The following is a 13,990-nucleotide window of genomic DNA, read 5'->3' as shown; positions in this document are numbered from 1 at the left end:
CTAGGAAGCTACGACGATTCTCCTAGACTGTCAAGGAGAACTTTCGTCGTACGCCGGAAGGCCACGGAACTGCCCGCGCGTGCCTCTCGCCGCAACGCAAGATGGAATTTCTTTCGGATGGGATTTACTCAGCGCGGATTATTTGGCAGAATTGACACTGATTCATCGGAAGCGACGATCGCAATTACAGGGAGAGTTCAATGGCGTATGTGATTGCAGAGCCTTGCATCGGAACGAAGGATTCGGCATGCGTGGACGTTTGCCCGGTCGATTGCATCCACCCGCGCAAAGACGAAGCCAGTTTCGAAGCCGAAAAGCAGCTCTACATCAATCCCGACGAGTGCATCGATTGCGGCGCCTGCGTTCCCGTATGTCCGGTGACGGCCATCTTCGCCATGGAAGATTTGCCCGAGAAGTGGTCCAGCTACGCCGCAGCCAACGCCGACTGGTACAAAGCTAAGAAGGCATAACCTCTTTCGCACGGGATTTCACCGCAATGGAAATTCGCGGCGCCCGCGAAGGGGCTGCAATACATGCGGATTGGTGGTAAGTTAGTGACGTCTCTTACGGCTACCCAATGCCCCGTGCCTTCCGAGTCTTGGCTTTTGCCGCATCCTTGATTTTCAGTTTGTCCTTGGGGGCGATGTTCTCCCGCACTCCTCTTTTCGCGCAGGCAATTTCTCCGGGTGAAGTCACCGTGCATAGCTGGCCTTACAAGCCGCCGGCGCCCATTCTGAAAGTCGAGAGCAACACCGTCGAAGTCGGCACTGTGGTGCGCGATAGCAAAGGCCAGATTGTGCCTGGTCTGAAGCAGTCCGATTTCAAAATCTACGACGAGGGCAAGGAGCAGTCCATCTCCGCGTTTTCCGTAGAAACTCACCTCACGTTGGCGGAGGTGCGCCACGCAGCCGCATCCGCAAAGAGCGCACCCGCTGAGACTCCTCCGCCGCGCCCGCGTTTCGTTGCCTTGTTTTTCGACGATCTGAACACCACGTTCGGCGATATGCGCCACGTGCAGCTCGCCGCCGAGAACTTTGTCAAAACGGGCGTTGGCCCGAGCGACAAAGTCGCCTTGTTTACTTCCTCCGGTTCGCAGACGGTTGACTTCACGCCGAATGCGCCCGAAGTCATCAGTGCAATCGAGAATCTGAAGTTTCGCGGGCGCAGCATCGCAAGCCCCGGCTGTCCGCATATTTCGCCCTACGATGCCTATGAGATTGCCAATGAACCGCTTCCTCCAATTAGCGATCAAAACCCGCCAATGGGCTCTCCTACCTATGTGACAATTGTTGGCGAGGCCTATCAGTGCAATTGCTACGACGAGACAAACCTTGAGCCCATGTGTGTGAGCCAGCAAGAGCAGTTGGTTCAGACAGAATCGAAACAAATGTGGAGTTCCATCCGTGAGATGTCGCAAGACACGCTGAATAGTATCCAGGCGGTCGTCAATTACTTGACGAAAAGGCCGGGTGATCGTGTTTTGGTGCTGGCTTCCTCTGGTTTCATGACTCAGACACTGGAAACCGAAGTGGACACAATGGTGGATAACGCGCTCCGCGCCGGCGTGGTCATCAACGCGCTCGACGCCAAGGGCCTCTATACGGAGGTCCCAAACCAGTCTGAGATGGAAAGCCAATCCGTGGATATGGCCGACGCTGTGGCAGCGCATGAAACAGAAAGCCTCGCGCCAAGGCTGACCAGCCTGACCGGAGCCATGGTGGATTTCGCCGTCGGCACCGGCGGCCGTTTTTTTCACAATCGAAATGACCTGACCGCCGGATATTATTCTCTCGCCGCGGCTCCGCACATCGAATACCTGCTGGGTTTTGCGCCGGAAGAAGCGAAATTGAATGGTGCGTTTCATAAGTTGAAAGTGGAAGTCAATCTTCCCGGAAAGTTTGATGTCGAAACGCGCCCGGGCTATTTTGCCGTGAAAAGAGAAAAACCAATTCCTGCCGCGCCGACAACGCAGGAAATCATCGATCAGCAGGTCAAGGCCGCTGCTGACGTGGCTACCGCTCCCGCTACAGTGACCTACAGGCTTCAGCGCGCTGCCTCCGGATCGCAGGAACTCGTCGCCGAATTCCACGTGGATCTCAAAAATCTTCCCGTCGTGCAGCAGCAGGATCGCACGATGGGCGATATGGTGTTTGTCGCCGCGCTATTTGATTCGAATGGCGCGTTCGTCGAAGGCAAGGAAGCGCAGATGTCTCTCGCGCTCAAGGCCAATACGTTTGCGGACCTGTCGAAGACGGGCATAAAAGCCTCCATGGTTCTGCCCGCATCGCCCGGCACGTACCGCCTGCGCTTGGTCATGCGCGAAAGTGTGAAAGGCGAGCTACTTGCCCAGACGGACGCGGTCGCAGTCCATTAAATTCGAAGAGGCGGCAAAGAAATTCGATCCGTGAAGGGAAAACGAATGCCGGAAACTCCGCAGGAGTATTTGAAGCGCCTAAGCAACTACTTGGGCGATCAGGACCCAATCAAAGTCCAGCGAGCCACGGCGCAAAAGATCGCCGGCCTCATTCGCGGCATCCCAAGGAAAACATTGATGCATCGCCCTGCGCCCGGCAAGTGGAGCATCGCGGAAATCATCGCTCATTTGGCTGATGACGAGCTTGTCGGTGCCTATCGCATGCGCAAGATCCTCGAGCGGCCCGGTACGCCCATCGAAGCATTCGATCAAGACAAGTGGGCCGAAACAGGCAAGTACGCCAGGCGCGATGCCAAGAAATCGCTCGAATTATTTTGCACCATTCGCGAAGCGAACCTCGGCCTGCTGAAGCATCTCGATAGCGCGCAGTGGGATCTCTATGGCGTGCACTCGGAGCGTGGCGAAGAGGGAATTCGCACCATAGCCAGGCATTTCGCCTGTCACGACATCAACCACATGAAGCAAATCGAAGCGATTCTCGCCAAGGGCGGCGGCCGCGCGAAGCGGCGAGCCTAAGCCACGCGTTCATTTCTGCGCCGTTGGCGGTAGCGGACACTGCCGCGAAAATCGGTAGCGATTGCGGTTGAACCACCGGTAGCCTCGCCACAGCACCCAGTGGAATCCCGGTAGGCTAAAGATCGCATAGAATGGCCACGCCCACCAGATTCGCCGCGTCACGTAAAGATACGCATCCGCGCCCGATTCCACATGCCCGTCGCGCGTCTGCACGCGAATATCGTCAAGCAGTTTTTCGTCCGAAATCTTCAGCGTGCCATCGGCCGCTGCGCTTTGCAGATCTTTCAGCGCGAATCCGCGCTTGGCGATTGTCTTCTCCCAAACGTGAACCCACCAGTAGCAAAATCCGCAATCGCCGTCATAAAGAATCCAGCCGGATTCAGGAACCGTTGAAACGGATCTTAGATTCGATTGCATCACGAGATTCGCCCCAGTGAATGCAAGAATCGGTGCGCCTTTTGCGCTAAATGCTGAATTGGGCCGATGCCCCAAAATAGCAACAAACTGGTGACCACAGATAGCATCCACACCGCCCTCGAACACTGTATCGCAAGAAAGCTCGCACATCCCGCGAATCTTAATCGGCCTCATATTTTTCGCGCTTCGCCGAGTTTTTCCAGGAAGATTTTTTCACTCTATGCGCGCGAGTGGAACAGGCGTATAGTCAGAGCCGCTTTTGAAGGAAATGAGAAAATTCCGGTTAATTTCTTCGCTGGTTATCCGACATTGCCCATCTCCAAGGCAAATTCTTCTTAATGACTAAGCGAGAATTGAATGCCACGCCCGAAAGACCTTCTTCGACTTAACTTGGGCTGTGGGCTGCAGGTTGCGGATGAATGGGTCAATGTGGACGGGTCGTGGAATGCGAGGCTCGCCAGATATCCGGCGCTCCGACGCTTGCTTTCCTCGTTGCATATCATCGCGAGAGATAAGTCCGAGATTCCGTGGGACTCGAAAATCTTCATACACGATATTCGGAAGCCTCTGCCGTTCCCGGATGATTCGGTAAGTGCCGTATATGCTTCCCATGTTCTTGAGCATCTCTATGTTGAAGAGGGCAGAAGCTTGATTAGGGAGTCTTTCCGAGTTCTTGCCAGCTCGGGGATATTGCGTGTGGTGGTACCGGACCTGAATGCAATCGTGCGGGAGTATCTGGGAGAACGTCCGTTTGGACAACTGTCGGACGATCTCGCATCTCTGAATCCTGCGGATCGGCTCAACCAACGGTTATTGATGCGTTGGCCGACGCCGGGCAAGAACGGTTTGCTATATCGGATTTACAGCTCCTGGCAGGATTTCCATTCACACAAGTGGATGTATGACACCGATTCGCTCGTCGCTCTGTTTCAAACGGAAGGATTCGTGGAAGTTCAATCTAAGGACTGTCACAACAGCCGAATTGATGATATCGGGAAAGTGGAGAACCCGAGCCGGATTCTAAATGGCGGGGGAATTTGTGTAGAGGGCGTGAAGCCGCCATCGCAGCCGGTTGCCTAAATCTCGAACGCCACGTATTCGCCTTCGCGCGCCACTCCACCGAGCGTGCGCTTGCGGAGCTCATCGAACGTCGTTTCGAAAAGAATTTTTTCCACGGCCGAGTGCACGTCCTGCCACACTTGTTTTAGCCCGCACGAATTCACTTCCGGGCAGGAATGGTGGTTCTGCAAATCGATTTTCAGGCAGCTCGACCGCGAAAATTTGCCGTCCACCGCGCGCAGCACTTCGCCGATGGAAATTTCCTCGGGCCTCCGAGCCAGTGTGTAACCGCCGTGCACGCCGCGATGGCTTTCCAGCAGTTGCGCTCGCTTTAGAATCAGCAGGATTTGTTCCAGATATTTCAGCGGAATGTCGTGGTTCTCCGCGATCTCGTGGATGGTGACAACCTTAGGACGTTTCAAGCTGAGGTAGAGCACAGCCTTCGCTGCATACTCGCCCTTGGCGCTGATTCGCATCGCAAATGCCCGTTCGAAAGGATTCCACAGCGCATCCGCGGCTGTCAACTTACCCGGCTTCGGGTGGCGGTTCGTAAAACTTTTCCGTCGCGGCCGGTTCGCTCCGGCTCGATATTCTCCAACCCTCCTGTCTGCTTTATGTTAACGGAAATTCTCTTGCGCGCCGCAGGCGGATGCGGCATCGTATGGGATGCTTTTAGGTGTGAGGATAGGGGGCGGGCATTGAGCATACTCTCTCGCTTATTTCTGTGCGCGGCGGCCGTAGGTATCTTCGCCGCCGGAGCCGTTTCAAACGAGCAGCAACCTGCTCCCGCGCAGGCGCCTAACGTCCAGGTCATCGACATGACGGCGAGGAAATACAAATACACGCCGTCGACGATACACGTGAAAAGGGGAATGAAGGTCCAATTGCGCATCAAGGCGCTCGATCACATTCACGGATTTAAGATCAACGTCTATCCTGACGGCGCCGAAGCAAAGGGCGCACCCGGCCTGGAATTCTCCGACCCGGAGGATTGCTACCGCTTGCCGAAAGGCCAGGTGACCACTATCGAGTTTGTCGCCCACACCGCGGGCAGTTATTCCTTCAAATGTTGTGTTTTTTGTGGTCTCGGACACATGGGCATGAAGGGCGAGTTGATCGTCGACGACTAACGCCCGCGCCGCTCCGCTCCGCTTGTTGATTTGCGGCTATGGCGTCCGGCTCGTTTTGTTTCGCGCGCCAGTTGGATTTGAGGAAATCCGCGCCGCGTTTTCTTCTCGCCTCGTTGCAGGCTGGCGCTCCAGTTTCTTGCGTCGCGCCGCAATGCAGCAAGGCAAATCCCCTGGCAGGCGGCAGGAAATGTTTCGAGTTTGGCGAGTCCGGCTTCAAGCAGCGACTTCATCCCTGTGAAGTTCCCGCGATGGCAGTGATGAAATGCCGCCGCGAGCTGAATGAGCCCCTGAAGGAATGTTTTTTCAGGTTCAGCGGAGACCAGCCAGATTTCCTCCCAGGCTTCGTGCGCCTGGAAAAATTCGCCGGAATTGAACAGGGCAATTCCTCGCTGGAACTTTTCGAATTCGATTGCGCGTGAAATTGTGAAAATACCTGGCATGAAGTGCTGGCGCGCTTATAGTAGCAAATCGTTTTCTCCCGAAGGTGGTTTCCAGGAAAAATGACGGACATCGAAATTCAAATTCCCGCCGTGAAGCTCGGCATCGTGGAAGCGGATGGCGCCGCAGTCAGCCCCGCTGGCCCCGAGCTCGTTCGCGAAATCGGCGCCGTTTGCGAAAGCCTCCGCCGCAAATTCACGCTCGAATCGCTCGCCGAATCGGAATCCGTCGTTGCCGTGCGCGCCATGTTTCGTCGCTGGGGCGTCGATGCATCCAAATATCGTCCGTCTGCGGAAGCATTGCTGCGCCGCGTCGTGCAGGGCAAGGGGCTCTACAACGTTTCCAATATCGTGGATCTCAGCAATCTGGGCTCCATCGAAACGGGCTGGCCCTATAGCGTCTATAACCGCATAGCCATTCAGCCGCCTGTATGTTTGCGCCTCGGCGCAAATGGCGAAACGTACGAAGGCATTGGCCGCCGCGTTTGGCATCTCGCCGGACGTCCTGTGCTCGCCGATGCGGTGGGGCCATTCGGCAGCCCCATCAGTGACTCAACGCGCACTCAAGTCATCGAAGGAGTGAGCGAAATGCTCACGGTAATCTACGCGCCGGCCACTGCCTCGGACGCTGCAATTTCCGAGGCCGTCGCGAAGCAGGCGCAGCGTCTGAAGCTTTACGCGGGCGCGCGCGAGACGCGGTCGGGTCGCGCCGGCTGACTTTTGTACGTGGCGAGGCAGTCGCAATCTTAGCGCTCATGGTTCATCGCACGGTCGGTGGAAAGAGCCGCGCAAGCTGTGTATCCTGAAAGTTCTTTGTGGAGCGTCTTCGTGTCCCGTTTCAGTGTCGTTCTTCTCATCCATGCACATCAGCCCGTCGGAAATTTCGATGACGTCATCGAGCGCGCGTATCAATCCTCTTATCTTCCCTTCGTGCAATTGTTGTCCCAGCATCCCCTGATTCGCGTTGGTTTGCATTTTTCCGGCGGCTTGCTCGAATGGATCGAAGCGAAGCATCCCGAATATTTCGCCGACTTGAACAAGCTCGTCGCGCGCGGTCAGGTCGAAATGATCGGCGGCGGCTTTTACGAACCCATCCTCATCGCTGTTCCGGCGGAAGACGCGCGCGAACAGTTGGAGCGTCTGGCAGCGTATCTCGCGCAGCATTTCGGCAAACGTCCGCGCGGAGCGTGGCTCGCCGAACGCGTTTGGGAGCCGCAGTTGCCTTCTTTGCTCGCCTCTGCGGGGGTGAAATACACACTCGTTGACGATAATCACTTCCTCAGCGCCGGGTTCGATCCCGGCCAGTTGTTTGGAAGTTTTATCGCCGAAGATCAGGGCCACTCCGTGCAATTGATTCCCGGTCTGAAAGCGCTCCGTTATCTCATTCCGTATCGCGATCCCGAAGAGGTCATCGGCTTCTTCCGCCAGGCTGCCAGCGAACGCCCCGGCGGTTTTGCCGCCATGGGCGACGACATGGAAAAATTCGGAGTCTGGCCCGGCACGCACGATCATTGTTATAAAAACGGCTGGCTCGTTCGGTTTTTCAACGCTCTCGAAGCGAATCACGATTGGCTCGCCACCGTGCCGCCGGGCGAAGCGCTTTCCGCGCATGAGCCCATCGGTCGCGCCGATTTGCCCACATGTTCCTACGCCGAAATGATGGAATGGGCTTTGCCGACTTCTGCGCGCCTTCGTTATCAGGCCGTCGAGCGCGAATTCGCCTCGCGCCCCGACGTCAGCGCCTTCTTGCGCGGCGGCTTTTGGCGGGGCTTTCTGACGAAATATGCCGAAGCCAATCTGATGCAAAAAAAAGTCATCCTCGCGTCGCGCAAGTTGAAACAAGCGGAAGCGAAGCTCGGAGCAGCCGCTAAATCATCGATTCAGCTCCAGGACGCGAAGACCGATTTGCTTCGCGCGCAAGCCAATGACGCTTACTGGCACGGCGTTTTCGGTGGCCTTTACGCGCCGCATCTGCGTACCGCCGTGTGGCAGCCGCTCGTTCGCTCGGAAACTTTTGCCGATGCAGCTGCGCGTCCCAGTGGCGATTTTGCGGAGCTTGAGCATTTCGATCTCGATTGCGATGGCCGTGACGAGTTTTACATCACGACGAACCGTGCCGCCGTCCTGATTTCGCCCGCCGACGGAGCCACCGTCGAAGCCATTGATTTTCGCCCGCGTGGCGTCACCCTCATCAATTCTATGATGCGCCGTCCTGAGGCCTATCACACGCGCCTCGCGCAGGCGAGCGCCGCAAGCGGCCGCGTCGAATCGATTCACGATCAGGTGCGCGTCAAGGAGCCCGGCCTCGAAAAAAAATTGAAGTACGACCGCTGGCCCCGCCATTCGTTTCGCACCATGCTGTTTCCGCCGCAAAGATCGCAGGAGGATTACGAAAATCTGCGCCTGGGTGAAGACGCTGGCCTTGCTGGTGGCGCCTATCATGTAAAGGCCGCTACCGCCGCAAAATTGGCCTTGGAAGCCGCGACAAGTGACGGCCAATGGAAAGCGGAAAAATCGTTTTCATTTTCTGCGACGCCAGAAGGATTCTCCATCGCCTGCGATCTGGCGCTGCGTTATGCCGGAAAAATGCCGGTTACAATGGACGTCGGAATCGAGTCGGTCCTCAATCTCCTTGCTGCCGATGAACCGAACCGTTATATCGCCGCTGCCAACCGACGCTATCCTCTGCGCCATTCAGGTGTCGTGCCCGGGCCGCAGCTCTGCTTCGTGGATGAGTGGCAAAAAGTCGAAGTGCAGTTGCTCGCCGAAGGCGCCTCAGCGTTTTGGCTCGCACCCATTGAAACCATCTCCGATTCCGAAGAAGGATTCGAGCGCGTTTTTCAAGGCACACAAGCGCTCGCTGTCTGGCCGGTGGAATTTCAGCCCGGCGCGCTTTGGAGAGGTCGTCTAGTCCTCACCGTCTCGCCGCGCCGGTAAATTTGAATACGCGCGGTTGCCCCTCGCCGTGCCGCTCTGATAAAGTTGCTCGTAGTAGGAGGAACGAATGGCGGTCTCCAAGGAATTGCTGGATATTCTGGTTTGCCCGGTTTGCAAAGTCGATGTCAAGCTGACGTCCGATCAGAAGGGCCTGAAGTGCTCAAAGTGCCATCGCGTCTATCCGATTCGCGACGACATTCCCGTAATGCTTGTGGACGAAGCTCGCGTTGAGCCCTCGTGACATTTCTTCTCTCTTGCCCGCCTTGCCTTCTGGCGCCGAAGTTCTCATTATCCGGCTGCGCTCGCTGGGCGATGTTGTCCTGCTGACGCCTGCGCTCGCCGCGCTTCATGATTGGCGCGCGGATCTGCGCCTCTCCGTACTCGTCGAGCCCGTGTGGGCTCCGTTGCTCGAAGGGAATCCCGCCGTATCGGACATTTTGCTGATGCGCAATTTTTTCGCAGCCGCCCGCGCCTTGCGCCGCCGTCATTTCCCGATCGTCTATAACCAGCATGCCGGCCCGACGAGCGCATTCCTCACGGCCGCCATCGGCGCGCCACATCGCGTTTGCTGGACGCATCGCCAATTCTCGTTCGTTTACAACGTACTCATCGAAGATCCGCGCCAGAACATCCACACCGTCGAGCATCGCATGGGGCAATTCTATGCGACGGGCTTGCCTCGCGCTCCGATTCCGCCCGCTCGCCTTTATCCGTCGCCAAATGCTCGCGCTGCACTGGCCGCTCAATTGTCGCAGCGCGGAATCGCCGCCGGCGTGCCATACGCGGTGATTCGCCCGGGCGCGAAATATTTCACCAAGCGCTGGGCCATAGACCATTTCGCCGGTCTCGCCGCTTGGCTCCGCGAAAAGCATGGCATCGAGCCTGTGTTCAATATCGGCCGCGGCGATGAAGAAATCGCTGCTGAGACGCGCCGCGCTTGCGCCAATAAATTCGTCCTCCTCGACGCCCTCGATTTGCGCGAATTGATCGCGCTCATCGCTGGCGCGCGCATTTTCATCGGCAACGATAGCGGTCCCACGCACATCGCCGCTGCTCTTGCTCGTCCCACTGTGGCCATTTTCAGTTCCAGCAACTCCGTGCATTGGCGTCCGTGGCAAACGCCAAACCGCGTCGTGCAGCGTGATTTCGCCTGCAATCCTTGCAAAGGCGATCGCTGCTATGCATTTTCCGAGCCGCGCTGTATCTTGTCCCTCACGCCGGGAGAGGTGAAGGAAGCCTGCGCGGCGCTGCTCGCGGAGACTGTGAACGAAAAGCCGAGCGTGGCAAGCACAGCAGAATCGCGGCAGCCGAAAATCGCGGAACGCGGTGACAATTGAAGCAAGAATCGAGGCAGAACGAATGACCCATGACATCTCCCGCAAACGCGCGCTCCAGATCGTAAGTCGTATGCGTGGCCGCCGCCTGGCCGTTGTCGGCGATTGGATGCTCGATCGCTACGTCTGGGGCACCACCAGCCGCATCTCGCCCGAAGCTCCTGTCCCTGTCGTGGATTTCACCGAGCAGAGCGAATGCCTCGGCGGCGCGGGCAATGTCGCGGCGAATCTCGCGGCTCTCGGCGCACGCGTTGAAATTTTCGGCGCCGTTGGCAAAGACGAAGCCGGTGCCGGCCTGCGTCGCTGCCTGCGTGACCTGCGGCTCCCGGAGAAGGGAATTGTCGAGGTCGCCGGCCGTCCCACGACGCTGAAGACGCGCATCATCGCGCGCCAGCAGCAAGTCGTCCGCGTGGATCGTGAAGTGCGCGCGCATTTACCCGAGCAGGCCGAAGACCAACTCGTCAAGCGCATCCTGGCGAGTCTCAGCGGTCTCGATGCCCTTGTGATCTCGGATTACGACAAAGGCGTCGTCAGCGACACGCTCGCGGAAAAAATTCTCAGCTCATGCGCGAAGCGAAAAATTCCTTCATTCGTCAAGCCGAAATGGTCGCGTCTTCCGGTCTATCGCGGCGCGACAGTCGTCATCTGCAATCGCGCCGAAGCTGGCTTTCTCGTCGCTCACGCGCTCGATAGCAAGGAATCCGTGCACGACGCCGGCCGCAAACTCCTCGAGCATTTTGGCTGCGCCGCTGTCGTGATTACGCTCGGCGCGCAAGGTCTGCAATTATTCGAGCGCGATGACTCCGCTGGATTCCGCGTTCCGGCCATCAATCAGGAAATGCAAATCGTCATCGGCAAGCGCCCCGGCGCGAAAAGCGGACGCCAGGTTTTCGACGTCACCGGCGCGGGTGACACAGTGCTCGCCACCATGGCTCTCGCCAGCGCCAGCGGTGCATCGCTGCGTGAAGCTGCCATACTCGGAAATGCTGCCGCGGGAGTTGTCGTCGCCAAGCTGGGAACGGCGACGCTGACGCGCGAAGAATTGGCGGCTATTCTGCGCGAAGCCGCTACATAACGGGCGGCGGAAAACTCAGCGCGTGTGTCTGTGCGTTGACCCAAATCTCCACTTCGTGCGTCTTGAACTTGGCGTCCGAATCGTCCTTCGGAAACGGCGCCACGGGACTCAGCAAGATTCGTACGCTGATGCTGGTGCTGTTTTTCGGGCCATACGCTCCATCCATGCGATAGCTTTTCGTCACCCCGTAAAATCCGCCCGGACCCCAATCCTGCTGGAAATCGTGGAATGAATATCCCGGCATCGGCTTCCACAGTTCGTAAGCCTGTTGCAGATTGCCCGCCACGACGGCGTTGAGGAACGTCTCCACCGCTTTTTCTTCGGAATCGTAACGTACCCCGCGCCAGATCAGAAATGCGATGGCGAAAATGGCGAGCGCGCCAAGAAAAACATACCGTGGAGTTTTGGAAGGAGGCTTGTAATTTGCTGCGTCGAGGAGCGTCACCGTGTTCCCCCTTAAATCTGGCGCTTGAAGAGCGCAATGCTGCCGGCGATCATCACTGCCGAGAACCCTGCCAAAATTAGCACGTCTTGATAGATGCCTTCAATACCGCTGCCACGCAGCAAAAGGTTGCGCAGCGCGTCAACCGTGTATGTGAAGGGATCAACCACAGAGATCCATCGCAGCCAGAAGGGAAATCCGTACGTCGGATAGATCGACCCCGACGGGAAAAAGAGCAGCGTATTCAGCACGCCGAAGATCGCGCGCGGCACCAGCGGGTCGTCGATGCGCACCATGATCAAAAACATGAAGCTGATCATGCATAGTGAAGCCACCGAGACAACGATGATCAGATAAAAAAGTCGCACGGGATTCCAGAGTTGCGGAATTCCCGCGATCATTCCGCCGATGAACGTGATGACCAATCCGGCCATCAGCCCTTTCGCCGTGCCCGCCAGGTCGAGCCCCATCACCAGCTCGGCTTTGTGAATCGGCGTCACCAGATAGCCTTCGTGCAGTCCGCGCGATTTGTCGTCAATGAACGTGATGCCGCCCCCGATCATCGCCACGATGAACACCGCCATCGCGATCGAGCCCGGCAGCAGATATTTGATGTACTCGACGTACGGATACACCTCCACCGTATCGAGCGCGATCGCACCGGGCAGTCGCGACGCCAGCGGCCCCGAAGTGATCATCGGATTGGACCCCAAATTCAGTTGCGCCGCCATGTTCACATTCAGTTGATCGACGACGCTCTGCAATTCGCTTTCCAGTGAACTCGAAGTGATCTGATCGGAGTTGTCCACGACGAGTCCCAGCCGTGGCCGGTTTTCATTGTAGGCACGCCGCGAAAAGTTCTCAGGAATATTCACGATCGCGCCGATGCCACCCGTGCGCAGATCCTTCATCGCTTCCGGCATCGCGGGATAATGGATGATGTGAAACATCTTCGGCCCTGTTGCCACGCCCGCAAACGCTTCCTCCACTTGCCACGACATTTCCGTGTGGTCTTGGTCCACGATCCCCACGGTCACATCTCTGATTTTTCCGCCGAAGGCGTATCCCAGCACGATGAGCTGCATCATCGGAAAAATCATCGAGCTCATCATCAGCGCCGGGCTGCGGAAAAATTTCCGCAGGTCGCGTTCCACCAGCGCCCACATGCGATAGAACTTGATGTTCAAGAACTCTGCTCCTTACCGTGAACCTCAATCATCAGCGGTACAAATGCCCGATGCTGTATTTCGCGCCCTCATTCGCGCTGTCGCGCAGATCGCTGCCTGTATAGTGCAGGAACACATCGTCGAGCGTCGTTCCCTGCACGCTCACGCGTTTCACCGTCACGCTGCGCGCCTTCGCCAGTTCCATCAGCGCCGCCACTGTCGCTGGGCCATCGTTGGATGTGATATGCGCAGCGCCATCGCGCGTCTGCACGCTTTGCGCATGCGTCAGTTTCCGAAGTTGCTCTTCCCAGTCCGCTGGTGCGCCGGCGAATTCTGCTTCCACCACGTCCGTGCCGGGGATGCTGTCCTTCAGCTGCGTCGGCGAATCGAGCGCCGCGAGCTTTCCGTGGTCCACAATTGCAATGCGGTCGCAGAGTTTATCCGCCTCGTCCATGTAATGCGTGGTCAGCAGGATTGTCAGATGCCCTTCGTCTCGCATCCGCCGAATCATCTCCCAGACGTTCGTCCGCGAAACTGGATCGAGCCCGGTCGTCGGCTCGTCCAGGAACATGATCTTTGGCGAATGAACCAGCCCTCGCGCGATTTCCAGCCGGCGCCGCATGCCGCCGGAAAAAGTCCGCACCAGTTTGTCTTTGAATTTCAGCAGATCCACGGATTCGAGCAGCCGGTCAATCAACGGGCCGCGCTCTTTCGGCGGAATGCCGTAGAGCTTCGCGTGGATCAGCATGTTTTCATGCGCCGTCAATTCCGGATCGGACGTGAACGCCTGTGGAATCACGCCCAGCGTATGCCGCACTCCGTCGGCGTCCTTGACGATATCGTGCCCGCCCACGATCGCCGTCCCAGAAGTCGGCGGCGTGAGCGTCGTCAGCATGCGAATCAGCGTCGTTTTCCCTGCGCCGTTCGGCCCTAGCAATCCAAAAATCTCGTCTTCTTCCACAAAAAACGAAATGGCATTCACGGCGGTTAGGTCGCCGAATTGCTTCGTCAGTTTTTCGACTTCAATCGCATGCATTATGGTT

16 protein-coding genes are annotated in these 13,990 nt (G+C 57.5%); 10 read left to right on the top strand and 6 right to left on the bottom strand.

Going from position 1 to position 13,990, the window contains the following annotated elements; all coding sequences use genetic code 11:
- The first annotated feature begins 200 nt into the window (after positions 1–200).
- The 3 genes from VGR81_08820 (at position 201) to VGR81_08810 (ending at position 2,950) form a co-directional block, all read left to right on the top strand.
- Positions 201–470 carry a ferredoxin family protein gene (locus VGR81_08820; GenBank protein ID HEV2289040.1) on the top strand — a complete coding sequence of 90 codons (270 nt, stop codon included), beginning with the start codon at positions 201–203 and terminating at the stop codon, positions 468–470.
- 173 nt (positions 471–643) lie between these two features.
- On the top strand, positions 644–2,374 hold the full coding sequence (locus VGR81_08815; GenBank protein HEV2289039.1) for a VWA domain-containing protein: 1,731 nt from the start codon (positions 644–646) through the stop codon (positions 2,372–2,374).
- Positions 2,375–2,419: 45 nt separating this feature from the next.
- Positions 2,420–2,950, top strand: coding sequence for a DinB family protein (locus tag VGR81_08810; GenBank protein HEV2289038.1), 531 nt, complete (start codon positions 2,420–2,422; stop codon positions 2,948–2,950).
- A gap of 9 nt (positions 2,951–2,959) precedes the next feature.
- On the opposite strand, the gene VGR81_08805 is transcribed toward VGR81_08810, so the two are convergent.
- Positions 2,960–3,367 carry a DUF393 domain-containing protein gene (locus VGR81_08805; GenBank protein HEV2289037.1) on the bottom strand — a complete coding sequence of 136 codons (408 nt, stop codon included), beginning with the start codon at positions 3,365–3,367 and terminating at the stop codon, positions 2,960–2,962.
- 357 nt (positions 3,368–3,724) lie between these two features.
- On the opposite strand from VGR81_08805, the gene VGR81_08800 reads away from it, so the two are divergent.
- Entirely contained in the window at positions 3,725–4,447 is a 723-nt protein-coding gene (locus VGR81_08800) for a methyltransferase domain-containing protein (protein ID HEV2289036.1), read from the top strand.
- On the opposite strand, the gene VGR81_08795 is transcribed toward VGR81_08800, so the two are convergent.
- Positions 4,444–4,902: an Rrf2 family transcriptional regulator gene (locus VGR81_08795; protein ID HEV2289035.1), complete on the bottom strand. Its 459-nt coding sequence runs from the start codon at positions 4,900–4,902 to the stop codon at positions 4,444–4,446. The genes VGR81_08800 and VGR81_08795 overlap by 4 nt on opposite strands.
- 222 nt (positions 4,903–5,124) lie before the next feature.
- On the opposite strand from VGR81_08795, the gene VGR81_08790 reads away from it, so the two are divergent.
- Positions 5,125–5,556 carry a cupredoxin domain-containing protein gene (locus VGR81_08790; GenBank protein ID HEV2289034.1) on the top strand — a complete coding sequence of 144 codons (432 nt, stop codon included), beginning with the start codon at positions 5,125–5,127 and terminating at the stop codon, positions 5,554–5,556.
- On the opposite strand, the gene VGR81_08785 is transcribed toward VGR81_08790, so the two are convergent.
- Positions 5,553–5,996: a DUF309 domain-containing protein gene (locus VGR81_08785; protein HEV2289033.1), complete on the bottom strand. Its 444-nt coding sequence runs from the start codon at positions 5,994–5,996 to the stop codon at positions 5,553–5,555. The genes VGR81_08790 and VGR81_08785 overlap by 4 nt on opposite strands.
- A 60-nt stretch (positions 5,997–6,056) precedes the next feature.
- On the opposite strand from VGR81_08785, the gene VGR81_08780 reads away from it, so the two are divergent.
- From VGR81_08780 to VGR81_08760, 5 genes are all read left to right on the top strand, one after another.
- Positions 6,057–6,710 carry a phenylalanine--tRNA ligase beta subunit-related protein gene (locus VGR81_08780; protein HEV2289032.1) on the top strand — a complete coding sequence of 218 codons (654 nt, stop codon included), beginning with the start codon at positions 6,057–6,059 and terminating at the stop codon, positions 6,708–6,710.
- 111 nt (positions 6,711–6,821) lie between these two features.
- Positions 6,822–8,930: an alpha-amylase/4-alpha-glucanotransferase domain-containing protein gene (locus VGR81_08775; protein HEV2289031.1), complete on the top strand. Its 2,109-nt coding sequence runs from the start codon at positions 6,822–6,824 to the stop codon at positions 8,928–8,930.
- Between the two features lie 67 nt (positions 8,931–8,997).
- Entirely contained in the window at positions 8,998–9,171 is a 174-nt protein-coding gene (locus tag VGR81_08770; GenBank protein ID HEV2289030.1) for a Trm112 family protein, read from the top strand.
- Positions 9,158–10,267, top strand: coding sequence for a glycosyltransferase family 9 protein (locus VGR81_08765; protein ID HEV2289029.1), 1,110 nt, complete (start codon positions 9,158–9,160; stop codon positions 10,265–10,267). The genes VGR81_08770 and VGR81_08765 overlap by 14 nt, the downstream gene beginning before the upstream one ends.
- 22 nt (positions 10,268–10,289) lie before the next feature.
- Positions 10,290–11,339, top strand: coding sequence for a PfkB family carbohydrate kinase (locus VGR81_08760; protein HEV2289028.1), 1,050 nt, complete (start codon positions 10,290–10,292; stop codon positions 11,337–11,339).
- Here VGR81_08760 and VGR81_08755 read toward each other — a convergent pair.
- Genes VGR81_08755 through VGR81_08745 form a run of 3 tightly spaced genes read right to left on the bottom strand, consistent with a single transcriptional unit; the run spans position 11,332 to position 13,983 of the window.
- Positions 11,332–11,784, bottom strand: coding sequence for a hypothetical protein (locus VGR81_08755; GenBank protein HEV2289027.1), 453 nt, complete (start codon positions 11,782–11,784; stop codon positions 11,332–11,334). The genes VGR81_08760 and VGR81_08755 overlap by 8 nt on opposite strands.
- A gap of 11 nt (positions 11,785–11,795) precedes the next feature.
- Positions 11,796–12,968, bottom strand: a complete 1,173-nt coding sequence (locus VGR81_08750; protein HEV2289026.1) for an ABC transporter permease — start codon at positions 12,966–12,968, stop codon at positions 11,796–11,798.
- Positions 12,969–12,999: 31 nt separating this feature from the next.
- Entirely contained in the window at positions 13,000–13,983 is a 984-nt protein-coding gene (locus VGR81_08745; protein ID HEV2289025.1) for an ATP-binding cassette domain-containing protein, read from the bottom strand.
- Positions 13,984–13,990: the final 7 nt, after the last annotated feature.

The organism is Candidatus Acidiferrales bacterium, from assembly GCA_035934015.1.
GTDB lineage: Bacteria > Acidobacteriota > Terriglobia > Acidiferrales > UBA7541 > DAHUXN01.
Note: the sequence above shows the minus strand (reverse complement) of the source record. Positions and strands in the feature narration are given on the sequence as shown.